Below are 24,598 nucleotides of genomic sequence, written 5' to 3' on the forward strand. Positions count from 1 at the left end.
GCGTATCTGCATGACTTTCTGAACAAGCCCGCTCTTCGCCCCCTTGTGCCACAAGCACTGCCGGCTACGACTCCAATAGTGCGCTTCGCCCGTCTCGATCGTCTGCAGCAATGCATCCGCGTTCATCACGCCCATCATAAGGACCTCGCCCGATGAGGCACCGGTCGTCACGACCGGGATCAAACCTTCAGCGTTGAACTTCGGCGCAAGAAGTAAGCCCTCCTCGACTCCTTCGATCGTCAACCGCGGCGCAAACTGCTTCGGCCGATCACCGCCACGATCAATCCTACTCATCCGAATGCCTCCCGCGATCCCGAAATCGAACCGAGGAAGTCGCGCCGAAGCTCGGTATCCGTCTCGAAGGCGCCTATCAGGCGGCGTGTGACCATGGTGACACCGGGCTTTCGGATCCCACGTGTCGTCATGCACATGTGTGCCGCTTCGATCATCACAGCGACACCCTTCGGCTTGAGCACCTGATCGATGGCGTCGGCGATCTGCGCCGTCAGCGTCTCCTGAATTTGCAGCCGCTTGCCGTAGACCTCGACCAGCCGGGCGAGTTTGCTGATCCCGACCACGCGACCCGAAGGGAGATAGGCGACATGGGCCCTGCCGATGATCGGAACAATGTGGTGCTCGCAGTGCGATTCTAAGCGAACGTCGCGCAGCACGACCATGTCTCCATAGTTCTGCGTCTCCTCGAAGGTTCGGCCAAGCAGATCCACCGGATCGATGCGATACCCTTCGAAAAACTCCTCATAGGCCCGCACCACGCGATCCGGCGTTCCGACCAAGCCTTCGCGGTCCGGATCATCGCCCGCCCATTCGATCAACGTCCGAACCGCGGCCTCGGCGGCCTCGCGCGTCGGGCGCTTTCGTGGCGCATGAGATTGCCCCAAGCCCGCGACGGGCTCACTCAACAAAACGTCACTCATGATTTCTCCAGTCAGCTCGTTGCGAATGCATGCATACGTTATAACGTATCGTTCAAGAGACTATCTCGCTCGCCATGAAATGATGGAGAAATCCATGGCCCACGCTTCACCCCAGCGCTTCGTAGCAATCCCAACATGCTTGAGGAGAGAGCGGATGAGTCAAGGCCCGTAGTAGCATCACGGAGACGATTAGACGGCAGCACCTTCGCAAGATCGTGCCGCTTTCCGTACATCGAGCGCCACCAGGCATCCTCGTAGGATCGCCCTGCCGGAAACGCGCGAAGACTTGCCGCGCCGGATTTCCCTTCACGACGAAGACGTCAACCATGCGCGTATCGTGTCATGTTGCTGGGTTCCCCAGCCCTTCCACCAGCGTGCTCAGTGCCGCATCCAAGGGGGCCAATCCCACCTTCTCGGGGACCAAGAGCCCATCGATCGCAAGCATGGTCATACCGTGGATGAGGCCCCAGCCGGCCGCCGCCTGACCTTCTATAGGCCGCTTGCGAATGCTCCCCGCGGCTTGGCCGCGCCGGAGGATCTCGAGGAGAACATCGAATACCGCCAGCGCCCGCTCATTGAGATGCATTCCCACCGCCTTCCCCTCCTCCGCGCTAAACATCAGGCGGTAGAGAGCCGGGTTGTCGGTTCCAAACGCGACGTAGGCACGAGCTATCGGGGTAATTTCGTCGCGCAGCGTTGTGGGCGCTTTGGACTTCGCAGCGGATAGAGACTCCCGCAGCCGGTCGAAGCCAATCATGGCGAGTTCTGCAAGCAGCGAGGCTTTGTCCGGAAAGTGCTTGTAGGGGGCCGCGTGGCTTACGCCAGCCCGGCGGGCGACTTCGCGCAGCGTGAACTGCCAGCCCTTCTCCTCCCGAAGCATGTCCAGCGCCGTCTCGATAACCGCACGACGGAGATCACCGTGGTGATAGGGGCGGTTGGGTGCGTCCTGCATGGTACCTCAAAGTTTCTTGTGATTACATTGTTGACAGTGACTACTTAAGCGCCTATGTCAAGGGCATAAGTTTCTCCTGTCTACATTGGGGTGGACCATGAACGCAATCGAAAAAATCACCGACGCTGATCGGCTAGGCAGTCTCCTCGCGGCCCAGCGTGCTGCCTTTCTGCGTGACGGACCGCCTTCGCTGGCGCAGCGGCGCGCTGATCTGGCTAGGTTCAGGGCCACGATAATCGGGCACCGCAAAGCGATCGAAGATGCCATCAATGCCGATTTCGGGCATCGCTCGAGGTATGAGACGGCGATCATGGAGGTTGGAGGGGTCGCCGAGGGCACGAAGTACCTGATCCGCAACCTTCACAAATTCATGGCGCCGACCCGCCGCCACGTTGCTCTGCACATGCGGACGGGCAACGCCCGCATCGAATATCAGCCGCTTGGCGTCGTCGGCGTGATGTCACCGTGGAACTATCCGGTGAACCTCGCGCTGATGCCGGTCGCAACAGCCATCGCTGCCGGAAACCGGGTGATGCTGAAACCCTCGGAGTTTACACCCGTCACCAATGCGCTACTCGCAAAAATGTTCAGCGAGATATTCTCAGAGGACCAGTTCGCGATCGTGACCGGTGATGCGGCGGTAGGGGCGGCATTCACTGCCCTGCCGTTTGACCATCTCATCTTCACCGGCAGCACCGCAGTGGGGCGGGCGGTGATGAAGGCTGCTAGCGCCAACCTCGTCCCGATCACCCTTGAACTTGGGGGCAAATCGCCGGTCATTGTCGCCAAAGGCCACTCCCTCGACCAAGCGGCGGCGTCCATTGCTTTCGGCAAGCTGCTCAACGCTGGCCAGACGTGCATCGCCCCGGATTACGCGCTTGTCCACGAAAACGACGTCGAGTCGTTCGTTGGGGCGTATGACCGGAAAGTCGCGTCCTTCTATGCGGACGGGCCGACGAGTGAACACTATACTTCCATCATCAATGAGCGGCACCACGCTCGGCTCCAGGGCCTGATCGAGGATGCTGGCGCCAGGGGAGCGCGGATCATCGAGGTCGGCAACCGGCCCGGTGATGCATCTCGTCGCCCCAACACGCTGGCGCCAACCGTCGTGCTTGGCGTCACAGACACCATGCGCATCGCTCATGAGGAGATCTTCGGTCCGATCCTGCCGGTCTTTCCCTACCGCGACATCAGCGATGCGATTGCCTATGTGAACGCCCGGCCTCGGCCGCTCGCGCTCTACTATTTCGGCGCTGATGATGAAGACCGACGCATGGTGCTGAGCCGAACAACCTCAGGAAACGTCACTATCAACGGGACGATCATGCACATCGCCCAGGATGACTTGCCCTTCGGCGGCGTCGGGCCCAGCGGCATGGGCGCTTACCATGGCGTCGAGGGCTTCCGTACGCTCAGCCATGCCAAGGGGATCTACGAGCAGGGTCGCTGGAACCTCTCCAACCTCCTCCATGCCCCGTTCAGACAGCCGATCGATATCATCCTCAACATGATGCTTCGGTGACCAGCATGCCGTCATCAAATCAAGCTCAGGAGCATCCGCACATGACCGCCCATACATCGTTGCCGCTACGCGGTTCCTGCGAGTGCAGCGCTTGCTCGTTCGAGGTGCATACGTCGCCGAAAGCCAGGTTCCGGTGCCACTGCCTGATCTGCCAGGAGTTCAATGGTAAACCGTTCGCGGATGTGGTCGCTGTTCGCGCCAGGGATGTCGTGCTGAAAACCGCCGGCAACATCTCATTCAAGAAGCACCGTCCGCCGCCGAACTTCAATCGCGGGATCTGCCGGACCTGCGGCAGGCCCGTTGTGGAGGTTGCGGGCGTCTGGCCGTTCAAAGTGATGTTCATCCCGGCCAGCAATTTCGAGCCCGAGGCCCGTCTCCCGCCGGTTCGGATCGACATATTCTATCACCGTCGTGTGCTGGACATGCCCGATAGCGTGCCCAAATACAGCGGTTATTTCGCGAGCGAGTTGGCCATCGGGAAACTGATCATGAGTGGCTTGTAGGGCGCCGGCTAAAGTACCGTTCGCGCGGAAACGCCCCGTGAAGGGGAGCTTTCACATTAGATTTCAAGCCTTGATCTGCAAAAAGTACCGTCAGACAGATCCGCCGCACTTTCGCCCGCGATTTGCTCGGTTTCAAAGGCTATCGATTTCGGTTGGTCTATTTTCCTCGGAGTTCTCCGCAAAAGCGGCGTCTCCAGCCTTGCCAAAAAGACCGTCGGCGATGGTGAAGTCCGTCGCCGTCAGTAGTGTGACCCCGCGCCGGTTGCGATACGGCGCAACATTCGCGGAATGAACGACGCCGCTTCAAGCGATCGCAGCTCGGCTTCCGACCGGATTACGGCAAGCGTCGCCGGCGACCTGCCGGGCGTCAGTCGCGCGATATGGACGGCCCCGCGATAAGCGAAGCGTACGCGGCGAGCCTGCGGGATACGAACTCCGTGAAGAGCCGCACGCGCTTCGTCTTGCGTGTCTCCCCCTGTGTGAGAAGCCAGAGCGTTCCGTACATGTGCAGGTCGGTGCCCGGCACCCTCACCAGTAGGGGGTCGGCATCGCCAACGAAGCATGGCAGTGTCGTGATCCCGAGCCCTTGCCGTACAGCAACGATCTGCGCCTCGGCGTCCGTGGTCCTGAATGGAACCCCCGTGGTGCGAACCTCACCCTCGCCGGCCCAATCCGGAATTCCATGAATGCTTATGACGATCCACCGGATGGGATCAGGCGCGCCCGCACGCCATGCGGCTAGTCGATCGCAGGACATGTAGACGCCGCCGAACAGCTCCGGTCCCTTCAGGCCGTGAAGGTTGAGCGGCAGGGTTTTGCGGTCGTAGACGACGCGGATCGCCACGTCGGCCTCTCGGTTGGTCAGATTTGCCAGCTCGCCGGACGACAAGACTTCCATCTCGATGTCCGGATGCAGACGCGCGAAATCGGCGAAGTCCGGCATGAGCAGGTGTGTCGCGAGGGTCGGAGCCAACGTCACCCGCAGAAGCCCGCGCACGCTCTGGTCGCGCCCGAATACGCGCGTCTCCAGCTGGTGCGACGACGCTTCCATCTGGTTCGCGAGCTCGAGGACCTCCTCGCCCGCAGCCGTCAAGCGGTAGCCCGAAGGCAGCTTTTCGAACATCTGCGCCCCGAGGCGTTCCTCGAGCTGTGCGATGCGTCGCAGCACGGTCGAGTGATACACCCCGAGGCGCTCGGCAGCACCCCGCACTGAGCCTCCGCGCGCCACGGCAAGAAAGTAGCGAATGTCATCCCAGTCGATCATGGTGCAATCCGGCACCGCGCGGTGCGCCTTCCAAAGCCCGAATCTAACGCATCGTATAGCAGTACTGGCGGTCATCATAGCTTATGGCGACGAGCGCGGGCCAATTTCGAACGGCGGACACCGATCGTCGCGGCTGGCGTCAGTCGTCCAGCCGGATCGATTTTGCACCACCGATGTGCGCGCTTCCGCACTCAACAACTGATGCCGGCGGGCCCATTTCGAGGTCTCGGGGGCAAGATGCTATCCCGACACCAGGACAGGAGAAGGTATGGGAAAGCTTGAAGGTAAGGTTGCAGTCATCACGGGTGGTACCTCCGGTATGGCGCTTGAGACGGCGAAACTATTCGTCGAAGAAGGGGCCTATGTGTTCATCACCGGCCGGCGGCAGGAGGTCCTCGACGAGGCGGTGAAGGCGATTGGCCGCAACGTGACCGGCGTGCGCGCCGACTCCGCCAACCTGGCGGACCTCGACCGGCTCTACGAGAAGGTGAAATCCGTAAAGGGGCACATCGACATCGTCTTCGCCAGCGCCGGCGGCGGAGAAGTCGACAAGCCGATCGGGTCGATCTCGGAGCAGTTGGTCGACGATACGCTCAATCTCAACGTCCGCGGTACGCTGTTCACCGTCCAAAAGGCGTTACCCCTGATGCGCGAGGGCGGCTCGATCATCCTCAACGCCTCGAATGCGCACCTCAAGGGATATGCTGGAGCAAGCTTGTACGCGGCTGCCAAGGCGGCAGTCAGGTCGTTCGCGCGAAGCTGGACGAACGACCTGCAGGACCGAAAGATCCGGGTGAACAGCATCAGTCCGGGAGCGATCGGCGACACGGCCGCCTTCGCCGGAATTTCCAAAGAGTTGACGGACTACTTCGTCTCGCTGGTTCCGTTGGGACGCTTCGGGCTTTCTACGGAGATCGCGGCTGCGGTCCTCTATCTCGCCTCGGACGACAGTCGTTTCACGACGGCCATCGATCTCGTTGTCGACGGGGGCATGTCGCAGGTCTGACCCCGACGCCGTCCCGCGGTTGGCCCTCCAATGGCGGGATCACTAGGCGCGGAGCCTAGAGCGCTGATGCAACTCGTTCCCAGGCGTGCGCGCAAAACTTGATCGATTGGGCGAGCAACCTAGCCAACGTTCGCTTTGCGAACTTTAGTTCTAACACAACATCGGAGAAACATTATGAGCTACGCAATTGTAGGATTCGGTAAGATAGGCCAGGCTCTCGCCCACGCCTTCGCCCGTAAAAACATCGAGGTGACCGTCGCGAGCCGCCGGCCGCCCGAGGCGTTGACGCCGCAGGCTCAGGCGATTGGACCCACGGTCGTCGCCAAGTCGCTGCGGGAAGCACTCGAGGCCGACACAATCATCTTGGCGGTCCCGTTCGGGGAGCACCGCGCGGTTGCGAAGGCCCTGCCGAGTTGGGAAGGCAAGACGGTCATCGACGCGATGAACGCGTTTCCTGTCCCTGAAGAGCTGGACGGCCTCCCGTCCTCTGCCTTCGTTACGAAGTCGTTCACCGGCGCCAAGCTCGTGAAAGGTTTCAATCACCTGATTGCGGCCACCCTGGCTACCGATCCGATCGTCGAGGGCGGCCACCGGGTCGTCTTTCTGGCGAGCGACGACGAGGACGCGATCGCTCCCGTAGCGGCCTTGGCCAAACAACTCGGGTTTGCGCCCGTCGAGCTGGGAAAGCTCAACGAGGGTGGCACGCTGGTGCACGCACGCGGCCGCACTTGGGGCCAGCTCATCTTCCAGGATTTGTTCAAGAAAGAGCAGTAATCGATCTACGACCGTGTGATCGACGCCGAGAACTGGTCGCGCGCGCCAACTTCTTCGAGCGCGCGACCGAATATTTGAAGGCCACAAAGTCGCGAAGGTTGGGGTGAGCCCGACGGCCTATGGGCGCCGTTCGAAGAGCGGGGAGACGCCCGACAGAGCGGCAGATCTGCGGGTCGCCTCGAATCTATCGACTGCTATCGCTGGCCTGGGATTCGCTCGAGTGTCCTCTGCTATCCGATACTACTCCACGGTACTCCCCTTCACTCCCATTCGATTGTTCTGAGCGATCGTAGAGCGTTGATCTAGCGGGGCAACGTTTTTCTGTGCGCCACGAAGAACCATCTCCCCGATCCGTCAGAAATTTCCGCTCTTGAATTGAAAGGGGAAATTCGCCGGTTCCAAGTCGGCCCGGTTTCAGGGACTATCGGCGTCAATCGTTCAATTTTTTGTTCTTCGGCTGCGCGTTCACGATCAGCCCTGCCAGCAAAAGACCGTCACGACCAGCGAGAGCCCTACGATATCGCTAGTGTCCACATCGACCTCCCTCCTTGCGATCAGCCAACGATCTCGCGTGGCGGGACCTGACCGTCGCGGTCCGGGCGCGCACCAAACCGCCAGATATGAGCAGAGCTCCATCGACATGCGCCGGTCGGCCCGAGTGCCGCGGCTCTCGGCTGAAAAATTTGCCGAGGTCGATGAATCCGGGCTGGTCCCCCCGTCTACGTACATGAGGCGGCGTTTGAATCGGCTGCCCGCGGCCGGAGAAAACTGAGGAGAACAGCCATGAGTAGCGAAAAAATCTTCGAATACGATCTCGATATCGTGGGCGTCACCGACTACGGCGCGAAGATGGAAGCCATCTTTACAGGGCAAGAAAATGTGCCGCTGCAGGGGGCTCAATTCGATGTCACGCTTGCAGGATCAATCAAGGGGCGCGTGGCGGGATCGCTGCGCGGCATTGATTACCTGCGGGTGCGCGCCGATGGCCGCCGGGAACTCGATCTCCGCGGCACCATCGAAACCGACGACGGGAGCAGGATTGCGTTTTCCGCCGACGGCGTCGGCACACCGCGCGAGGGCGAGCCGATCGTCGACCTGGCTGTGAAAATCCATCTCCTCACGGCCGCAGCGGATTACGCCTGGGTCAACGCGCGACCGGCCTGGGGTGCCGGCTACGCGAACGTCGCCACCGGGAAGATCCATATCGACGCCTTTCTGCATTGACGTAGAGGCGACCGATGATTTTTCGAACATCGGATCGTCCTTAAGAAACAGGGACGCCTTCCGCGCCCCTCGCCGAGGAGGATGAAGATGGCAATCGAGATTTTTTGGCTGAGCGGCAGCCCTTATTCGTGGCGCGTGCTGTTGGCGCTGGAGATCAAACAGGCTTCCTACGTCGATCGGCGCTTGGATGGCTCCAAGGGTGATTTGAAGTCACCGGAATACCTCGCCATCAATCCCCGCGGACGCGCGCCGGCGCTGCGCGACGGCGACTTCGTTCTGAACGAGTCCGTCGCCATCATGGCCTACCTGGATCAAGCCTGCCCGGGTCCCAAGCTGTTCGGCGCCTCGGCCGGGGAGACCGGTCAAATCTGGCGGGTCATCTGCGAATGCTCGGACTATCTGGCGGATGAAACGATAGCGGCCGTTCTGCCTGTCTTTAGTGGGCAACTGCCGGAAAAGCGTGAAGCGGTCTTTGCGTCTGTCGAGAAGGTCCGCGCGGAGTTCGCCCGGATCGAGCGGGTCCTAGCGGACCAGGACTGGTTCGTGGGGGACGCCATCAGCGCCGCCGATATCGCGGTCTACCCGTTCGCCGCCCTCGCCCTCCGCGGCGCGCGGGCGGCCGAAAAGCAGGGCGTCGATCTGGGCTTCTTGCCGTTCGTCGGGCGCTATCCGGCGGTCGGACGCTGGATGGACCGGATCGAGGCTCTCCCTAGATACCAGAAAACCTATCCGCCGCATTGGCGCGCCGCGGACGTCGCACCAGGGAGCGCGGTCTGACGTCCTGGCTCGGATCGCTACGCAATGACGTCATTTCCTCTCGCACAATGGGTCGGATAAGACTCTGCGATCGATCTACGGGGCAGCTCTTTCGCACATACGGGTTGATGCCCAGCTACTCCATCTTCGCGCGAACCCCGCAAGGTCGGGGCCTGCAAGCGCGTCTCCTCGTTTGAACTTTGGCGTGGTCAGCCCGTTCTATCCGATCTTGCGACAGTCCTAGGTCGACGGACTCCACATTCGGACGGATAGCGCCAGTGACAAGCGTCACTGGCGCTATTGGAGTGTCTGCCACGAGCGGGCGTCAATCGACGATCAAACCACCGGTGAGATTGGCGACCGTGCCGGTCATCGCGCTGGCCTTGTCGGAAGCGAGGAAGGCCGCGAACTCGGCCACTTCGGCGACCGACGTGGAGCGCTTCCGGTGCGTCATGCCTTCGACGAAGCCCTGAAACTGCTGCGGCGTGATCCCCAGCGCCTTCGCGTGCAGGCCGAAGACGACGTCGATCGTCTGTGTCTCAGGCATGCCGGTTGAGCGCAGGACGATCGAGCGGACGCCGCTCGGCCCCAATTCCGCGGAGAGGTTGCGGCTCAGCGCCTCCATCGCCGCCCAGGCCGGGCCCATGCCGCCGACAAGCGCCGCGCCGATACGCGCCGGCTCGGGCGTGTTCATCAGGATGACCCCGGAGCCCGCCTTCGACATGCGCCTGGCTGCGGCCCTCGCCGTGAGGAACTGCGAGCGCATGTAGAGGTTGATCGGCGCCAGGAAGCTATCGACCGGCAGTTCGGCGATCGGGATGCCCTGAGTTCCCGGCTGGGGCACCGCCGTGATGGCGTTGAACGAGATGTCGATCCTGCCGGCCTTCTCGGCGACTGACGCGATGTGGGCCTCCACCGCCGCTTCGTCGAGGGCATCGACCAGGGCCGCGTCGGCAAAACCGCCGTGAGAGGAGATCTTGTCCGCGACGGCGCGGACCGTTTCGAGCCGCCGACCGGTCAGGTAGACCTTCGCGCCCTCGCGAGCGAACCGACCGCCCACCGCGCCGCCGATCGCGCCGCCTGCGCCATAGATCACGGCGACTTTGTCCTTGAGCAACATCTTGATTTTCCTAAAATTCATTGTGCTGACGCAGCGCCGTCGGCTCATCCATCGGCATTCGGCGTCACCAGCGATGACGCTCCCGACCGGGCAAATTCATCGGTCATGGCGACTGGCCGACGACGGCCGCGGTGTCTGCTGACGACGAGGCGTCGCCAGCGCTCGAAAATTTTCAGAGCGGCCGATGAATCTCGATCCGGCGGCCCGTCCTAGCAGACAGGACCCTCGGTGGAGATGAACATGCCAAGCCTGATGGACAAGAACGTGATCGTGCTGGGCGCGAGCCGCGGACTCGGCGCGATGATTGCGCGGCGGGCCGCCGCGCAAGGCGCGCGCACCCTGGCCGTTGCACGGCGCCGTCACGGGCTCGACGAGCTTGCCCGCAGCGCCGGCGACGTCGACGTCCTGGAGCTCGACGCCTCGGACGAGAGCGCTCCCGAGAAGGTGTTCAGCGATCGTGTTCCGAGCCTGCTGGTGGTCTGCGGCGGAGCCCGACCTCATGCAGCGGCCATCCACGAGATGACCTGGGAGCAGTTCTCGGCCAACTGGGAGAACGACGTCAAAACCTCTTTCCTGTTCTGCAAGGCCGCGCTTTCGAAACCGTTGGCGCCGGGCTCGGTGGTCGTTCTGGTCTCGAGCGGAGCGGCGCTGGGCGGGTCGCCGGTTTCGGGCGGATACGCGGGCGCGAAGCGCATGCAGATGCTGATCGCCAACTATTGCCAGAAGGAGTCCGACCGGCTGGGGCTGGGAATCAGGTTCCTCGCGGTCGCACCGGCGACGATCATGCCCGGCACCGAATTCGGCAAGCATGCGGTCGAGGGGTATGCCGAGTATCTCGGTATGTCGGTCGCCGACTTCGTCAAAAGCATGAAGTCGCCTCAGAGCCCGGAAGACGTCGTCGCGGCAGTATTCGAGCTTGCCGCGCACCCGAACGCTTGGGAGGGAAGCGTCTTCAAGGTTTCTAGCGACGGCATCGCGAGGGTATAGTGATGCTCATGGCTCAATCAGACCGCACCTCTCAGCCAATCGCCGGCGTGTCGGCTATCGAACCGGCCGTCGCAAGCCCCGGTGGGCCCGACGCATTCGCCCGGCTTGCCGAACCCTATCGGCGGCAGATCAAGGCGCACTGCTATCGCATGAGCGGATCGCTGCACGAGGCGGAGGACCTCGTTCAGGAAACCTATCTGCGCGCCTGGCGTGCCTTCGCGAGCTTCGAGGGGCGCGGTTCGCTCAAGGCCTGGCTATATCAGATCGCGACGCGCGTCTGTCTCGACGCCATCGCCCAGCGCAAGAGGCTCCAGCGGATTCTGCCGGAGGGAAGCTTCCCACCCGCGACCGAGATGCCATCGGGACAGCCGCCGGCGGACATCGCATGGCTTGAGCCGTATCCGGACTCGGAGCTGGACCAGCTTGCCGACGAGTCACCCGACGCAGAAACACGCTACCTACAGCGAGAGTCTGTGCGCCTCGCATTCGTCGCCGCGCTCCAGCATCTCCCGCCGCGTCAGCGGGCAGTGCTGCTGCTCATAGACGTGCTCGGCTGGTCTTCCGCCGAGACCGCCTTGCTGATCGGCGGCTCTACCGCATCCGTCAACAGCGCCCTTCAACGGGCGAGATCGACGCTGGAGCGCCACAATCGCGCCGGGATGGACGGCCCTATTGTCGCCCCGCCAGACCAACAGGCGCTGCTCGACCGCTACGTTCGCGCCTGGGAAGACAAGAACCTCGACGGCTTCGTTGCGCTGTTGAAGAGCGAGGCGACTTACGCCATGCCGCCTTGGTCTCACTGGTATCTGGGTCGTGAGGCCATCGGCCGGTTCTTCGGCGCGGTCTGGAAGCACTACGGTCGCTTCCGCCTGCTGCCGACGCAGGCCAACGGCCAGCCCGCCTTCGTGCTCTACACCCAGGCCGACGGCAAGCGTGCGTGGCGCGCCCACTCGGTGCAGGTGCTGGGCATCGAGGGCGATGCCATCTCGAGCCTCACGGCCTTCATGCGCCCGTTGGCGCCGGCGCTCATCCCATCCTTCGGCCTTCCTCTCGCCTTCGAGGACTGATCCGCGAGACCCGACTGGTCAGCCAACCGCACCCCATTCACAAATTCGTGGTTTTTGCGGCCACGATTTCCGCTACTGCACCAAATTTCGAGCAATAGCGGTCAAGGCTGCACAGAAACCGATGCCATCGGGTCTCGGCATCCGCTGTGCCTAGAAATCCATCTGCAACCTTGAAATGCTATCCGTCGTTCCAGGGACCGCCTGGCGCCCAATGCGCATTGAAAGGCGCAGTCTCAGTCGTTGCGATCATCGGCGGCATGACGAGTTCGGCGATACGCGCCTGGATTTCCGGAAACGGTTCAGGTGCAAGAGCGATCTCGGTCCGCCTCAAAAACGCCGCCCACTGGACTTCCTTTGCCTCGGCGAAGCCCGCCGTCAGCGCCAGTGGCGTTTTCGGTGGGAAGCCGCGTCTCGCGGCGCTCGAAGGTCGTCTGGATCGCCCGCGCCAGAACCTCTCCTTCAAAGGCGGGGGCGCCGGCGATGGCCCAGAGATCGAAGAAGTCCTTCATGCGCGAATTGAGCATGTCGAGCGCCACCATGGCCTGGAATTTCTCCGCCACAACAGTTTCAGGTGGATAGGCTCTCAGGTGCGGCGCCGGTTGCCCCAGAAGCGAAGGATATTCTGTATCGACCGGGTCCGGCGTGATCACGTCGCCGTATCCAATGTCGACATGCATGGGCAGGCGCGCGCCAGCAAGTTCCGCCACGAAGTCCAACCGAACGCCAGCGATGGCAGCAGGAGCATTCTCGCCAAAGCCGAGGAGATCGAGGTCGCCGGTAGCACGGTAGGGCACAGGCGCCCACAGGGTGAACAGCATCGCGCCCTTGAGGACGAAGCGATCCCGGTATGGCGAAACACTCAGACGATAGAGCACACGCTCTCCAGCCCCGCAGCCTCCGCCATCAGCCAGCCAGTCTTGCGCTCAATCCCGCACAGCAACCCATCCAAAAAGGCGCAACCCGTCTCCTTCAACTCGCGCCGCCAGAACACGGGCGAAAGTCGCTCCTTCAGCGCCGAAAGCTCCCGCTCCCATGCCAACAGCGATCCCGACCAAGTCGCAACCGACATCCAATTCCCTCCTGGTTTTCAAAGGAGGGAATTACATCAAACTCAAAACGGCAACTGTAGTACTAGTTCACCAGATGCAGGCTTGGAGCCTGCAAGAATCGGTCAGGATACGGACATGAGCCGGGCCGCCAGGCGCACACCTGAATGGGCGTCGAACAGAAAGCCTCGATCGAGCGGAAAGTGCACGGCAACGGCCTTGTCGAAGTCGATGTCGTAATCCTTCGGCATCTTGACCGACAGGCTCTCCTTGCCCACCACGAGCGTGACCAACGTCACGTCGCCGGTAGGCTCAGCGGCATAGACCGTAGCATCGAACAGACCAGCGCCGGGCTTGACGATGTCGGCGTCTTCCGCGCGGAAGCCCATGACCACATCCTTGGTCATGATTCCCTTTTCTGCTGCCACCGGCAGGCTCACACCGTGGCTCTCGAAGCGATTGTTCTCGATCCACCCGCGCAGGAAATTCATCGGCGGCGAGCCCATGAAGCCGGCGACGAACAGGTTCGCCGGGCGATCATACACCTCGCGGGGGGTGCCTAGCTGCTGCAGCACACCGCGGTCCATGATCGCAACGCGATGCGCAAGGGTCATGGCCTCGACCTGATCGTGGGTGACGTAGACGGTGGTCACCCCGAGCTGGTGCTGCATGCGCTTGAGCTCGGCGCGCATGAAGCCGCGGAGCTTCGCATCGAGGTTGGAAAGCGGCTCGTCCATCAGGAAGGCCGAGGGCCGCCGCACGATGGCCCTTGCCAAGGCCACGCGCTGACGCTGGCCGCCGGACAGCTGGCGCGGGTATCGGTCGAGGAGATCCTCCATATGGACCTGCGCAGCAGCGTCGCGGACAGCGAGCTCCCGCTCCTGCTTCGACACACCACGGACCTTCAGCGGAAAATCGATGTTCTCGGCTACGGTCTTGTGCGGATAGAGGGCATAGGACTGGAACACCATCGCCACGTCACGGTACTTCGGCAGTATGTTGGTGACGTCGGTATCGCCGAGCACCACCTGCCCCGAATCGGCGGTTTCCAGGCCGGCTATGATCCGAAGCCCGGTGGTCTTGCCGCAACCGGAGGGCCCGAGCAGCACCAGAAACTCACCCGGCGCAACGTCGATACTGAGATCTTTAACAACGTGAACCGCACCGAACGATTTGTTCAGGCTGCGCAGCGACAGCCGCTGCGCTTGATGACCGGTGTCGATGCCCCTATCCACGTTCATCCCTTCACCGCCCCCAACAGTATCCCCTTGGAAATGAAGCGCTGAAGCACGAGCGCCATCAGTACGACCGGAATGATCATGACGATAATGACCACCGCCATGCTCCACCACAGGATGCCGCGCTCGCCCGCATTCATGGCGGCGACCAGGATAGGCATGGTCTGCGCATTGGACGTCGAAAGGAACAGCGACAGCAGATACTCGTTCCAGCACAGGATCAGCACCAGTAGCGTCGTCGCCGCGAGACCGGGTTTCGCCAAGGGCAGGATGATCTCGACGAAGGTGGTAAAGCGGGTGGCGCCGTCGAGCTGCGCGCTCTCGTCGAGGTCGGTCGGAATGGTGACGAAGAAGTCGTACATCAGCCAAACGACGATCGGCAGGTTTACTACCGTGTAGGCGAGGATCTGCGCGATGTGGGTGTCGAGCAGCCGAATGCTCTGAAACATCATGTAGATCGGAATGACGGCGACGATCGGCGGCAGAATGCGCTGCGAGATCATCCAGAACAGGATATCTCCGTTCCCCAGCGTGGCCTTGAAATGGTGACCAACAGCGCGGGCGAGAACGAAGAAGACCGCGAGCGCGACGGCAAGCGACAGACGCCAATCGACCCCCCAACGGCCGACCACCACCGCCATCGCGACCAAGCAGAGAACGAAGAGAACGATCGTCGCGAATTTGGGCTTGTACTGAATGCGCGCCAAGGCATAGGCGGCCATCGAGCCGATGGTGACGCAAAGGGCTGTGGCGAGAAGCGCGATGATGATCGAGTTGATGTAGGCCCTCAGCGTGTCCTCGTAGTCGAAGACGAACAACTCGCGCCATGCATGCAGGCTCGGCGTGAAGTCGATCCAGGGCAGGTAGACTGGGCCGGCGTTGACGTCGGCTGGCAACTTGAACGACGTAATCAGGAGCCAATAGAGCGGAAACAGGACGAACACCGCCCAAAGGATCAGCAGGCCGTAGACGATGACGGCCGTGGCCGGCGCCATCTCCTTGATCGACTTCGGCTCGAACCACCGCCTGAGCAGGGATCTCTGGGGTGACATCCGGATGTCTTGCGTGATCATGCCGGCCTCAATCGCTTGAGGACGAGGAGATTGAAGAAGGAGACGCACAGCACCACCGTCACGAACAGAAGTAGGTAGGCGATCGCCGCAGAATCCCCGAGGTTCAGCGCCCGCCATGCAAAGAATGAATGAAGCGTCATTGACTCGGTCGCGATGCCGGGGCCCCCGGACGTCATGATGTTGGGGAGGTCGACCAGCTTGAAGGCCTCGATGATCCTGATCAGCATCACCGTGGCGGCAACCGGCGCAATTTGCGGCCAGGTTATTTCCTTGAACACCTGCCAACCGCTGGCACCGTCGACCTGGCCGGCCTCCACCTGATCACGGGAAACATTCTCAAGCGCAGCAAGCAGGATGACGAAGATGAACGGGATCCACTGCCAGGAATCGCCGATCACGATGAACAAGCGGGCAGTCCAGGCATGGTTAGCCCAGCCGAAGTCACCGAGGCCGACCCACTGCCAAACCGGCGAGAACGGACCCTTGGTCGTGTCCGCCAGCATGCGGAAGCTGTAGCCGATGCCGATCGGCGTTATCATCAAGGGGATGAAGAAGACGACGCGGAAGAAGGTCCGGCCCTTGATCGGCTGGGCGCAAAGAACGGCGAGGCCAAGGCCGATCAGGAACTGGATGGTGCACCCGACGAGCACGTAGAAGATGGTCACGCCGAGCGTGCCGAACGGATTGCCGCTGAACAGCGTCGCGGAAAAGAGAAGCGCCAGTCCGAATCCCACGCTGGCGGTGATCAGCCGGCCAATAAAGCCGAGGATCGCGAATCCTCGCTTGGCGTAGAGGTAGAGCCACCAGATGAGGCCGGCCGCGCTCGCGATCGTGACGATCCAGCCAAGCAGGCTGATGCTGGTGAAGGTCCCGAGGAAATGGAACTGCTCGGTGCCGAAGAACTGCTTCCGGAAGTTCCTCAGGCCGACGAACTGGACCTGATAGGAACCGGCCCTGAGGCGGATGTTGGAGAAGGCGAGCACCAGCGACGCTATCGTCGGGAATACCGAGAAGATGAGAATCATGATCACGGCGGGGGCGATGAAAAGCTGGCGCGAATGGCGGTCGAGCCACTCGTTCAGCCTCGCCCTCGTCGTGACGGAAGCATTGAGGCCGGCCGGGGCGACACGCCCCAGCTGACTAGTTGTCGTTGGTCCATTACCGGAGGTCACTGACTCTCACCCCTCAGTTGGTGATCCCGAGCGAGGACTTGTACAGGTCCTTCTGCTTGTCCCGGTCCAAACGCTCGGTGATCTCTTCCCAGCCGGTCTCGACGTTCGCCACCGCCTCTTCAGCAGTGATCTCGCCTGCAAGGAAGCGAGCGAGCTCGCGGTCGAGCACGACACCCTGATACTCGGCGGTCCCCGGGATTTTGAGGTCCGAGGCCATGTTCGGGTTGTTCAGGCTGTCCTTGATGGCGCCAAGATAGTTCTTGGCTGACTCCTGTGTGAACCCGGCCTTGATCCACGGCTCGAGATTGTCGAGCTGCGAGTTGCGGTACGGGTTGTAACCAGTCCAGCCCATCGTCACGTCGACATTCGATTGGGCCGCCTGGTTCATGTAGGACAGGAAGTCATAGCCGGCCTGCTTCACCTTGTCGTCAGCCTTGGCGTTGATACCGCCGGTCCAGCCACCGAACGCCGCGAACGGCGAGTAGTTGATGCCGTCGATCGCATGCGGGCAACGGGTGGCATCGCAGTCGACTAGCTTGCCGGTGGCCTTGTCGAGCACCTTTTTGGTGCCCATCATGACGGTGGCGCCCATCTTGTTCTTGATCGCCTCGCCGCCGTGGTCGAGAGACAGGGGGCCGATGTCGCCCCAGTCGATGGCCAATGCACAGCGACCGGTGGTGACGAGCGCCCGGGTGTCGCCGATGTCGTGGTTGAGCTCATCGGGTGGTCCGTATTCGCCGTTCTCCTTGTAGACCTTGAAGGCCTCAGCCCAGGCTTCGTTATTGACCAAGGGCTTCATGGTCGCGGGATCGAAGAACATGCCCTCACCGGTGCCCTGAGTCTGAACGTAGGCGGCAGCGATCGACATGACGGCGAAGTATGACTGCGCGTTCCGCTTCTTGAACATGCAGGAGCCGAAATCCGGCATGCCGTCGCCGTTCAGGTCCTTGCCGTTGGTCGCGGCAGCAACCGCATGATACTCGTCCCAGGTGCGCGGCGGCTTCAAGCCCACCTGGTCCAGAATGTCCTTGCGGTAATATACCATCTGGAAGTCGCCATCGACGGTGATCAGGTAGGTCTTGCCGCCGACCTTCTGGTTATACTCGCGGAAGAACGGAGCAATGTCGTTGATGTCGATCTTGGTGTCCTTCGCGACATAGTCGGTCAGGTCCTGGAGTAGACCGGCGTCGACATATTCGGGCGCCCAGCTCGAAGCAAATACGCCGATGTCGATGGAGTTGGTGGCGGTCGCCCAGTCGGTGAGAAGTTTCTGGAACAGTTCCGCGAACGGGACTTCGGCGACCTCGATCTTCGCCCCGGTCATCTCGGTGAATTCCTTGCCGCGCTCGACAAGACGCTGGGCAATAACCGGTCCGGGCCGGGTCATGATCCTGACCGTGACGCCGTCATACATTTTCTGCGCTGCCGCAGGCCCGCTCGCCGCGACACCGGCCATGGCCATTGCACCGAGAAGGAGTGGGCTCAAAAGTTTTCCAATGTGGTTCATTCGTTACCTCCCTTTGTTGGTTCGCTCGCCCTGATGTCATTGATTCCTACGCCAATGCCTTTTCAAGGACATAGATACCGTCGGGCCTGGATATGGTTAGGTTAGCCGTGTCTTTCGCCTGGCGGTTCCCCTCCTGACAGTTGTGGTCTTCGAACCGTAAGCCTGTCCTTTCGCCGATCCTCCATCATGGCCAGGTTGGCTCGACTCCATAAGCCGCATATTCGGTTACTCCCTTTGCATGGCGGGGCAACTGCACCAGCTTGCCAAGGATTCCAAACCGGGTCGCGCCGGAAGCAGCGGGTATGTTGTTGGCGAGCTGGTTGACCGTGGCGTAGGCAAGCGTCGCAAACTTGATCGCCTCCCTGAACTGTGCCGGAACGCCAAACTCGCCAGATGTCGTCAGGCGCAGACCCCTCGGCATGTATTCCCGCGGCCTACTCATCAAGTAATGATTCCGGGTGCCTCTGCCACTGGCCATGATCACCGATATTTCGCTGAGCATTTTGACGCTGTCGGTGATCGAACGCGTGATCGCGTACGCGGCAAACTCGGTCAAAGTCGCCAGCAAATCCTCTGTCGAAAGATGACTGAACTCCTCCATCTGGCGGTCGAGATAGGAGGAGCCGAAGTCGAGACGCGAGGCGCTCCGCGGGATCGGTCGCTTGAAGAAGTCGTGCTCTTTCAATCTCCCCATCAGCATGTCGGCGACCTTGCCCTTGGAGGCGACTTCGCCGTCCTTGTCATAGGGCCTGCCCAGAGATTGTAGAACAACTTCGCAGGTAGCGTGAGCAAATTTGTGAATATCTGTTGGGTTACGTAGGTTGCGTCGGTGCGACTCTCGATGAATTGCTGGAAACGAGCGTGCGCAAGGCCAACTAATATGTCTTAGACAGGCTCAACAGCGCGGCATGATCGGAGGCGGACCTCATGCAGCCCGGTGTCCTCGACACGCGTTGGGCGCTCGCGCTGCACTTTTCGCCACCCCCTCACGGCACTTTCAGTCGTCGACGCGGCTCCTGCAATTGCTTTCTGTCGTAATTGCCGGCCGCTCGCGCTTCAGCCATTGTGAAGGGGCATGCCCATGCGTGCAGCAAATAGATGCATCGAGGCGGCCAGCCGTCGTGGCGCTCGCACCGTGGGCATCCATACGGCCGCCTTTATGAAGGTTGCGTGCCACCTGTATGAGAAGCGGCTTTGTCCGCTGCCGCAGATACGACCTGCTCGTATCTTCACCTTCGACAGGGCGTCGGTGACGAGCAGCTTATCGCCTGTCGGCTGGACCTAGCCGCGCCCTCGTTCGGCGACATCTGAAGGGCTCTGAGAGCCTCAGACTTGCACTCCATAGTACGTCAGAGCACCCCACAAACTCGAGCTCTATTTACTTCCCGAGCGACCGCATCCAAATTGAAGCGAAGAGAGCGAATGCGCCACCCCTACTCCCACTCGATTATTCAGGGTCATCTCAACCTGTTGAATTTGCTAGAGAAAATATTCTCTCATCCAATTACTACCGGCCCGGGACCCGGCAGAAACCTACGATCCTGATTTCGTTCGCGAATTTCTGCTGACCTCCGCAAGCCATCTATCGACTACTATTGGCTCTTTGCGCGCCATTCCAGGTCTGACGCTCGAACCGAAATCACGGCCAAAAGTACCGTCAGCGTGGACAAGATCGGACGCCTACGCGAGGGCGGCCTCAATCAGCGTAAGCGAGCGCACGGCGTGCGGGCGGCGGGCAGCCGCGAGCAACGCGCCAGCTCATAATACTTTCCGATCCGTGTTGATATTGATTCCCCGGCACTAAACGGAGCTGGGATTATCCGTTTCGCTGCATGGCGATCTTCGCATATACGTCCCGACGTCAACGACTTCCGCGCGGCCGGACTGTGACCGTTCAGCGCGGAAGTGGTCCACCATGGACACGCTAGAGCAGGATGCAATTAAGAGGAATCGGACATCATGCTCTAAGTTTTTGTTTTTAACGCATGATCTTATCCGAAAAGTCTGCAACTTTTTGGATCATGCTCTAGTTCCCGCCGGTTAACCGCTCCTGCGATCCGGCGCGATTTCAGATGGCCGAGAAGCCGCCGTCGACATTCAACTCCATCCCATTCACGAAGCTCGAATCGTCTGAAGCAAGAAACAGCGCGACCGCCGCAATTTCCTCAGGACGGCCCATCTTTCCGCGCGGGATCAGGGATTCGAACATCTGCTTCGCCTCCTCGGTGAGAACCTGGTCCTGCATCGGTGTGGCGATCGGCCCCGGGTGCAGCACGTTCACCCGGATATTCCTGCCCTTCAACTCGTTGAGCCATCCGCGTGCGAATGCGTGCAGCGCCGCCTTGCTCGCCGCATACACGCTGTAACCAGGAAACCCTTTCAGCGAAGCGACTGACCCGGTCATGAAGATCGATCCGCCATCGTTGAACAGCGGCAGCGCCTTCTGAACCGTAAACAGCGTGCCCCGCGTATTCAGGCCGAAGGTCGCATCGAAGTGCTGCTCGGTAATCTCACCCAGTGGGACGGCTTCGCCCGTGCCAGCGCTCGCATACAGGATGTCGATCTTGCCCTTTTCCCGTTTGACTGTATCGAACAGGCGGTCGAGGTCGTCGAGGTTGGACGCGTCGCCGCGCACGCCGGTCACGTTCCGGCCGATCAGCTTGACGGCCTCGTCCAGCGATTCCTGTCTCCGGCCCGTGATGAAAACATAGGCGCCCGCTTCAACGAACCGCTTGGCGCTCGCCAGCGCCAAGCCGCTCGATCCACCGGTGATGACTGCAACCTTACCTTCAAGCTTTCCCATGACTACTCCTTATCGTCGTGTTGGACAGCGCCCGTTGCCATTTACCCACATGCACTGTATTGTATGGATCACTGATCCGTTTTGGCAATCGGATCGCCGATCCACATATACGGATCATTGATCCGCTTATCAAGGCAGTCCATGCGAGCCGACGCAGAAAAAAATCGCAGCCAAATTCTCACGGTCGCGCGTGACGTCGTCACCGAGCATGGTACCGACGCGTCGATGCGCGATATTGCCCGCCGCGCCGGCGTCGGCTTGGCCACGCTGCTTCGTCATTTCCCGACGCGGGAAGCCCTGTTCGAAGCGTTGCTGTGTACCAATCTGGACGCACTGACGCAGAAGGCAGACGAACTCGAAGCGTCGACTTCGGCTGACGAAGCACTTCTCTCCTGGTTTCGAGAATTGGTGGCATTCACCCAAAGCTATAGGGGCGTTGTCGCCATGATGGCGGCCGCCCGCACGAACCTGGACTCCGCTCTTTATGCTTCATGCGCAGCGGTGCACGCAGCAGGCGCGCGACTACTGCTCCATGCTCAGGGCGAGGGAACGGCGCGCGCCGATATGAGTGGGGACGACCTGTTCGCCCTGATAACGGCTCTCGGCTGGGCGGTCGACCAACCCTCATTCGCGCCACGGGCAGATCATCTCGTTCACCTCATTACGAGCGCCATCCTGACAAGCCCTTCAAGCAACGATGCCAAGCAGGCAGCGTGTTGAATCAGATCAGCAATCGGATGATCGAAGTTATTTTTCGGAATCATCCCGGATGGGCGTGAACGTCGCGATGTGGGCACAAAGGAGACTCGCGCACCGTTCGCACGCGTTGTTCCGCGATTACCGGTGCGGGCAACGTCGGTGCCCGCGCTGATGCTCCGCACCACGGCATGCGCCTCTCGTTCTTTGTCACGCTTGCCCCGGCTCAGCCGCCAGCGATTTTGTAAGGCGCGCCGCCAGCTGTTCTCCCGCTTGCTTGGCGGCGGCGTGCGCCTGCTTAAGATTGGACGCCGCGAGGTCCCGCAAAGAGGCCATAGCGGGATTAACATCAGCGAGGGTCAGCTCGACATCGATGAGTTGGAGGTCCAATCCCCAGTTGTCTTCGAAGATGCGCCTAAGCCAGGGCGTCGCGTGGTCCCAGCCTTCCTTGGGCATGCCAGGGCCGTACGCGCCTCCACGCGCTGAGATCAGATAGGCGGGACGCTTCGAGATCGGCGACGGCACCTTAACGGTGAAACGCGGTTCGGTGACCAGAAGGTCAATCCACGCCTTTGCGTGTTGCGAAACAGCGTAATTGTAGAGCGGAACCGAAAAAATGAAGGCATCTGCTGCCAGCATCTCATCGGCCAATTTGGTTGCCAGCGCTGCCGCCTCCACCTCCTCCGTCGTGCGTTCGCTGAGGGCCTTTGGACCAGCCTGCACGGCACGGGCCCAAGCTGTTGCAGGCAGGGGTGAAAGGCCAACGTCCCGCCTCACGACATCCAGCTCTGCCAGTTGCGTTCGGATAGAGTCCTCGAGCGTGGAAGCTAGAGCGCGGCTTTGAGAGCCGGCGGCACGAATGCTTGCATCCAAACGAAAAATCGACGTCACGGCTCAAGCCTTCCTCTTGTTGAGAAAGGCGACCAGCGCCTCATTCACTGCCTCAGACGCCTCGAGCTGTGGCCAGTGCCCGATCCCCTCAAGTGGTAGGAACCCCTGGAGGTTTGGCACGGCCGGCTTGAGATCTTCCTCGTTCAAAGCTCGCATCTTAACCATGCTGTCTGCTGTGCCATACGCAAAGAAGGCTGGCTGTTGGATCTTCGCCCCGGCAAATGCTTTTGCTTGGTCGAAATAGGGCTGCATGCCGCGATAGATATTCAGTGGGCAGTGGAAGCCATCACGCTGGAAGCCTGCGATCATCGCCTCGGCGTCCTCACGGTCAGCGAAGGGCGGGATGCCGATCGGGGATGGCCGGTGCATATCTTTGCTTGGGTCCATCGGACCCCACGCTTCGGAAGCATTGGGCAACCCCGACATCCAATAGAGAGCGCCCGGGAAAGTCGTGGCCGCATCCGCCCACTCCTGGTCGGCCTCCGGCTTCATGTGGCGGAACATATAAAAGGCTCCCTCCTTGCCGGCGGCCTTCAGCATTTCGAGCATGCTGGGCCCCGCACCTGGTAGCACCGGAGGGACACTGAGGCCGAAGACCGCGTCAAACAGATCCGGACGCATCACCGCCGCGTTCCAGCTCACTGTCGCACCGAAGTCGTGGCCGACCAGGGTAGCGCGCTCGATCCCGAGTTTCGCGAGGATGCCGACAAGGTCTCCTACATGGTAGAGAACCGTGTAAAGCGCGGCGTCTTCAGGCTTGGAGCTATCGCCGTAACCACGCGTATCGAACGATATCGCACGGTAACCCGCGGCCGCGACTGCCGCCATCTGCCGGCGCCAGCCCCGCCATCCGTCAGGAAAGCCGTGAACGAACAGCACAGCCGGGCCATCGCCTTCCTCGACAACGTTCAGCTTGACGCCATTGGTTTCTACAAAGGTCTGCTTCAGCGATCTATTCCGATCCACGAAAGTCATCTTTCATGCTCCATTTGAATTGTGAAATTGACGCACGCGATGCGGCGACCGCTGAGATCGATCTGTGAAGTATACAGTTCGATAATAGTTCGCGTGCGATCGAGATGGTGTTCGGGTTACTTTGAACTCTCTGTCATCCGTCTCGGAGTCAGTCGCAGACTAACCGCTGCCTGACTCCGAGAATTGATGTCAGCACCGGATCGAGTTACTTCCCTGCGAACTGGATCTTCGGGATCGGCTCGTGTTTGCGCACAGCCGCGACCGCAATGGCCATTCCCTCTGCGCCATCCTTGGTGTCGAGGATGCCAGCGCCGAGCTGGGTGGAGATTATGTCGGCAGCTGCAACGCCGCCGGTAGCCCAGGTGCGGATGAGCGTGCGCGCCTTGCCGTACGCGAGGGTCGGCCCTGTCGCGAGATGCCGCACGAGTTCGTCGGAGACCTCCTCCAACTTGCCGTCAGGCGCTGAATGGGTTGCGATACCCAGATCGACTGCGACCTTTCCGAAAATTGGCTCCGAAAGCAGGACGAAGCGAGTAGCGAGTGTTTTGCCGACGCGATCGGCGAGCCGCTGCACCCCGCCTGCCATTGGAATGCCGCCGACCGACACTTCCGGGAGGACGAGCATCGCCGACTCTGCGACGACCAGGAAATCGAACGCCAGGAGCAGTTCGAAACCGCCGCCCAAGGCCATCCCTGCTACCGAAGCAACCGTGGGGACGGGCAGTTCCTCGATGAGACGGATCGAAGCCAGGATGTCGGCCGCAAACGCTTCGAGAAATTTCGAGCCCTTGTCACCGATGGCGCCCAGATCGTCTGCCACGGCGATGTTGCCGGACGCGGACGTCAAGTGAAGGACGCGGATGTCGCTTGCATATGCCTGGCGAACGGCGGCCCGCAGCGACGAGGGAAAGTCGGACCCTGGCTCGCTGTCTGCATCACCGAGCAAGATCAGTTTGCCCACCGCACCGTGTTGCTCGAAGCGGAACGAACTCATGTTTTACCTCCTAGTTTGCTGACTATCTAGCCAGGCAGGCCTAACACCTGCTACAAAATGGCCCGTCTCTCACGTCGCGATTGGCGGATA

The 24,598-nt window shown here is 61.2% G+C and carries 23 protein-coding genes and 2 pseudogenes; 9 read left to right on the forward strand and 16 right to left on the reverse strand.

Translation table 11 applies throughout. The annotated features are described in order from the left end of the window. Positions 1 to 57: 57 nt before the first annotated feature. The 3 genes and pseudogenes from BN1800_RS43585 to BN1800_RS00335 all read right to left on the reverse strand — a co-directional run. Positions 58 to 294: pseudogene (locus BN1800_RS43585) on the reverse strand (phosphoribosyl-AMP cyclohydrolase); the annotation flags it as partial. Beyond that, a complete protein-coding gene (folE, locus tag BN1800_RS00330; RefSeq protein ID WP_086993411.1) occupies positions 291 to 935 on the reverse strand; it encodes a GTP cyclohydrolase I FolE in 645 nt (214 codons plus the stop codon). The pseudogene BN1800_RS43585 and the gene folE, both read right to left, overlap by 4 nt. 340 nt (positions 936 to 1,275) lie before the next feature. Next, a complete protein-coding gene (locus BN1800_RS00335) occupies positions 1,276 to 1,887 on the reverse strand; it encodes a TetR/AcrR family transcriptional regulator (protein ID WP_086993413.1) in 612 nt (203 codons plus the stop codon). 97 nt (positions 1,888 to 1,984) lie between these two features. On the opposite strand from BN1800_RS00335, the gene BN1800_RS00340 reads away from it, so the two are divergent. Further along, positions 1,985 to 3,412 (forward strand): coniferyl aldehyde dehydrogenase, encoded by a 1,428-nt coding sequence (locus tag BN1800_RS00340; protein WP_086993415.1) that lies wholly within the window; start codon positions 1,985 to 1,987, stop codon positions 3,410 to 3,412. Between the two features lie 5 nt (positions 3,413 to 3,417). Next, positions 3,418 to 3,915, forward strand: a complete 498-nt coding sequence (locus BN1800_RS00345; protein ID WP_244564418.1) for a GFA family protein — start codon at positions 3,418 to 3,420, stop codon at positions 3,913 to 3,915. Between the two features lie 367 nt (positions 3,916 to 4,282). On the opposite strand, the gene BN1800_RS00350 is transcribed toward BN1800_RS00345, so the two are convergent. Beyond that, entirely contained in the window at positions 4,283 to 5,179 is an 897-nt protein-coding gene (locus tag BN1800_RS00350; protein WP_086993419.1) for a LysR family transcriptional regulator, read from the reverse strand. A gap of 268 nt (positions 5,180 to 5,447) precedes the next feature. Here BN1800_RS00350 and BN1800_RS00355 point away from each other — a divergent pair, with 268 nt between their 5' ends. From BN1800_RS00355 to BN1800_RS00370, 4 genes are all read left to right on the forward strand, one after another. Beyond that, positions 5,448 to 6,185, forward strand: a complete 738-nt coding sequence (locus BN1800_RS00355; RefSeq protein WP_027510633.1) for an SDR family oxidoreductase — start codon at positions 5,448 to 5,450, stop codon at positions 6,183 to 6,185. Positions 6,186 to 6,359: 174 nt separating this feature from the next. Next, a complete protein-coding gene (locus BN1800_RS00360) occupies positions 6,360 to 6,959 on the forward strand; it encodes an NADPH-dependent F420 reductase (protein ID WP_086993421.1) in 600 nt (199 codons plus the stop codon). Between the two features lie 783 nt (positions 6,960 to 7,742). Next, on the forward strand, positions 7,743 to 8,183 hold the full coding sequence (locus BN1800_RS00365; RefSeq protein ID WP_051336593.1) for a DUF3237 family protein: 441 nt from the start codon (positions 7,743 to 7,745) through the stop codon (positions 8,181 to 8,183). A gap of 87 nt (positions 8,184 to 8,270) precedes the next feature. Next, positions 8,271 to 8,960, forward strand: a complete 690-nt coding sequence (locus BN1800_RS00370) for a glutathione S-transferase family protein (RefSeq protein WP_179213727.1) — start codon at positions 8,271 to 8,273, stop codon at positions 8,958 to 8,960. A gap of 304 nt (positions 8,961 to 9,264) precedes the next feature. Here the strand turns inward: BN1800_RS00370 and BN1800_RS00380 are convergent, their stop codons facing one another. Continuing rightward, positions 9,265 to 10,059, reverse strand: a complete 795-nt coding sequence (locus tag BN1800_RS00380) for an SDR family NAD(P)-dependent oxidoreductase (protein ID WP_179213728.1) — start codon at positions 10,057 to 10,059, stop codon at positions 9,265 to 9,267. A gap of 240 nt (positions 10,060 to 10,299) precedes the next feature. Between BN1800_RS00380 and BN1800_RS00385 the strand changes: the two genes are divergently transcribed. Together BN1800_RS00385 and BN1800_RS00390 are read left to right on the forward strand one after the other, a co-directional pair. Then, positions 10,300 to 11,046 carry an SDR family oxidoreductase gene (locus BN1800_RS00385; RefSeq protein WP_086993428.1) on the forward strand — a complete coding sequence of 249 codons (747 nt, stop codon included), beginning with the start codon at positions 10,300 to 10,302 and terminating at the stop codon, positions 11,044 to 11,046. Between the two features lie 8 nt (positions 11,047 to 11,054). Beyond that, positions 11,055 to 12,113, forward strand: coding sequence for a sigma-70 family RNA polymerase sigma factor (locus BN1800_RS00390; RefSeq protein ID WP_086993865.1), 1,059 nt, complete (start codon positions 11,055 to 11,057; stop codon positions 12,111 to 12,113). A 299-nt stretch (positions 12,114 to 12,412) separates the two neighbouring features. Here BN1800_RS00390 and BN1800_RS00395 read toward each other — a convergent pair whose 3' ends face one another. From BN1800_RS00395 to BN1800_RS00430, 8 genes and pseudogenes are all read right to left on the reverse strand, one after another. Beyond that, positions 12,413 to 12,988 carry a nucleotidyl transferase AbiEii/AbiGii toxin family protein gene (locus tag BN1800_RS00395; protein ID WP_244564410.1) on the reverse strand — a complete coding sequence of 192 codons (576 nt, stop codon included), beginning with the start codon at positions 12,986 to 12,988 and terminating at the stop codon, positions 12,413 to 12,415. An 11-nt stretch (positions 12,989 to 12,999) separates the two neighbouring features. Then, positions 13,000 to 13,182, reverse strand: a pseudogene (locus BN1800_RS42150) (IS701 family transposase); the annotation flags it as partial. 102 nt (positions 13,183 to 13,284) lie between these two features. Beyond that, positions 13,285 to 14,400, reverse strand: coding sequence for an ABC transporter ATP-binding protein (locus BN1800_RS00405; protein ID WP_086993430.1), 1,116 nt, complete (start codon positions 14,398 to 14,400; stop codon positions 13,285 to 13,287). Further along, positions 14,397 to 15,470: a carbohydrate ABC transporter permease gene (locus tag BN1800_RS00410; protein ID WP_086993432.1), complete on the reverse strand. Its 1,074-nt coding sequence runs from the start codon at positions 15,468 to 15,470 to the stop codon at positions 14,397 to 14,399. The genes BN1800_RS00405 and BN1800_RS00410 overlap by 4 nt, the downstream gene beginning before the upstream one ends. Further along, complete coding sequence (locus tag BN1800_RS00415; RefSeq protein WP_086993434.1) at positions 15,467 to 16,642, reverse strand: carbohydrate ABC transporter permease; 1,176 nt, start codon at positions 16,640 to 16,642, stop codon at positions 15,467 to 15,469. The genes BN1800_RS00410 and BN1800_RS00415 overlap by 4 nt, the downstream gene beginning before the upstream one ends. A 13-nt stretch (positions 16,643 to 16,655) precedes the next feature. Then, the gene (locus BN1800_RS00420) at positions 16,656 to 18,149 is read right to left on the reverse strand and encodes an ABC transporter substrate-binding protein (protein ID WP_086993436.1); all 1,494 of its coding nucleotides are present in this window, start codon (positions 18,147 to 18,149) and stop codon (positions 16,656 to 16,658) included. Positions 18,150 to 18,333: 184 nt separating this feature from the next. Beyond that, positions 18,334 to 19,029, reverse strand: coding sequence for an anhydro-N-acetylmuramic acid kinase (locus BN1800_RS00425; protein ID WP_086993438.1), 696 nt, complete (start codon positions 19,027 to 19,029; stop codon positions 18,334 to 18,336). A gap of 1,188 nt (positions 19,030 to 20,217) precedes the next feature. Continuing rightward, positions 20,218 to 20,952, reverse strand: a complete 735-nt coding sequence (locus BN1800_RS00430; protein ID WP_086993440.1) for an SDR family NAD(P)-dependent oxidoreductase — start codon at positions 20,950 to 20,952, stop codon at positions 20,218 to 20,220. Between the two features lie 141 nt (positions 20,953 to 21,093). Here BN1800_RS00430 and BN1800_RS00435 point away from each other — a divergent pair, with 141 nt between their 5' ends. After that, a complete protein-coding gene (locus BN1800_RS00435; protein WP_086993442.1) occupies positions 21,094 to 21,672 on the forward strand; it encodes a TetR/AcrR family transcriptional regulator in 579 nt (192 codons plus the stop codon). A 186-nt stretch (positions 21,673 to 21,858) separates the two neighbouring features. Here the strand turns inward: BN1800_RS00435 and BN1800_RS00440 are convergent, their stop codons facing one another. The 3 genes from BN1800_RS00440 to BN1800_RS00450 form a co-directional block, all read right to left on the reverse strand. Next, entirely contained in the window at positions 21,859 to 22,539 is a 681-nt protein-coding gene (locus tag BN1800_RS00440) for an FMN-dependent NADH-azoreductase (protein ID WP_086993444.1), read from the reverse strand. 3 nt (positions 22,540 to 22,542) lie between these two features. Further along, positions 22,543 to 23,514 carry an alpha/beta fold hydrolase gene (locus BN1800_RS00445; protein ID WP_086993446.1) on the reverse strand — a complete coding sequence of 324 codons (972 nt, stop codon included), beginning with the start codon at positions 23,512 to 23,514 and terminating at the stop codon, positions 22,543 to 22,545. Positions 23,515 to 23,719: 205 nt separating this feature from the next. Continuing rightward, positions 23,720 to 24,508: an enoyl-CoA hydratase/isomerase family protein gene (locus BN1800_RS00450; protein ID WP_086993448.1), complete on the reverse strand. Its 789-nt coding sequence runs from the start codon at positions 24,506 to 24,508 to the stop codon at positions 23,720 to 23,722. Between the last annotated feature and the right edge of the window lie 90 nt (positions 24,509 to 24,598).

This window comes from Rhizobium sullae (assembly GCF_900169785.1).
Taxonomy (GTDB): Bacteria; Pseudomonadota; Alphaproteobacteria; order Rhizobiales; family Rhizobiaceae; genus Rhizobium; species Rhizobium sullae.

Bases quoted from the DNA above. Each gene is read 5' to 3' on its own strand.
- folE (WP_086993411.1), bottom strand. From the start codon at position 935: ATGAGTGACGTTTTGTTGAGTGAGCCCGTCGCGGGCTTGGGGCAATCT.
- BN1800_RS00335 (WP_086993413.1), bottom strand. From the start codon at position 1,887: ATGCAGGACGCACCCAACCGCCCCTATCACCACGGTGATCTCCGTCGT.
- BN1800_RS00340 (WP_086993415.1), top strand. From the start codon at position 1,985: ATGAACGCAATCGAAAAAATCACCGACGCTGATCGGCTAGGCAGTCTC.
- BN1800_RS00345 (WP_244564418.1), top strand. From the start codon at position 3,418: ATGCCGTCATCAAATCAAGCTCAGGAGCATCCGCACATGACCGCCCAT.
- BN1800_RS00350 (WP_086993419.1), bottom strand. From the start codon at position 5,179: ATGATCGACTGGGATGACATTCGCTACTTTCTTGCCGTGGCGCGCGGA.
- BN1800_RS00355 (WP_027510633.1), top strand. From the start codon at position 5,448: ATGGGAAAGCTTGAAGGTAAGGTTGCAGTCATCACGGGTGGTACCTCC.
- BN1800_RS00360 (WP_086993421.1), top strand. From the start codon at position 6,360: ATGAGCTACGCAATTGTAGGATTCGGTAAGATAGGCCAGGCTCTCGCC.
- BN1800_RS00365 (WP_051336593.1), top strand. From the start codon at position 7,743: ATGAGTAGCGAAAAAATCTTCGAATACGATCTCGATATCGTGGGCGTC.
- BN1800_RS00370 (WP_179213727.1), top strand. From the start codon at position 8,271: ATGGCAATCGAGATTTTTTGGCTGAGCGGCAGCCCTTATTCGTGGCGC.
- BN1800_RS00380 (WP_179213728.1), bottom strand. From the start codon at position 10,059: ATGTTGCTCAAGGACAAAGTCGCCGTGATCTATGGCGCAGGCGGCGCG.
- BN1800_RS00385 (WP_086993428.1), top strand. From the start codon at position 10,300: ATGCCAAGCCTGATGGACAAGAACGTGATCGTGCTGGGCGCGAGCCGC.
- BN1800_RS00390 (WP_086993865.1), top strand. From the start codon at position 11,055: ATGGCTCAATCAGACCGCACCTCTCAGCCAATCGCCGGCGTGTCGGCT.
- BN1800_RS00405 (WP_086993430.1), bottom strand. From the start codon at position 14,400: ATGAACGTGGATAGGGGCATCGACACCGGTCATCAAGCGCAGCGGCTG.
- BN1800_RS00410 (WP_086993432.1), bottom strand. From the start codon at position 15,470: ATGATCACGCAAGACATCCGGATGTCACCCCAGAGATCCCTGCTCAGG.
- BN1800_RS00420 (WP_086993436.1), bottom strand. From the start codon at position 18,149: ATGAACCACATTGGAAAACTTTTGAGCCCACTCCTTCTCGGTGCAATG.
- BN1800_RS00430 (WP_086993440.1), bottom strand. From the start codon at position 20,952: ATGGGAAAGCTTGAAGGTAAGGTTGCAGTCATCACCGGTGGATCGAGC.
- BN1800_RS00435 (WP_086993442.1), top strand. From the start codon at position 21,094: ATGCGAGCCGACGCAGAAAAAAATCGCAGCCAAATTCTCACGGTCGCG.
- BN1800_RS00445 (WP_086993446.1), bottom strand. From the start codon at position 23,514: ATGACTTTCGTGGATCGGAATAGATCGCTGAAGCAGACCTTTGTAGAA.
- BN1800_RS00450 (WP_086993448.1), bottom strand. From the start codon at position 24,508: ATGAGTTCGTTCCGCTTCGAGCAACACGGTGCGGTGGGCAAACTGATC.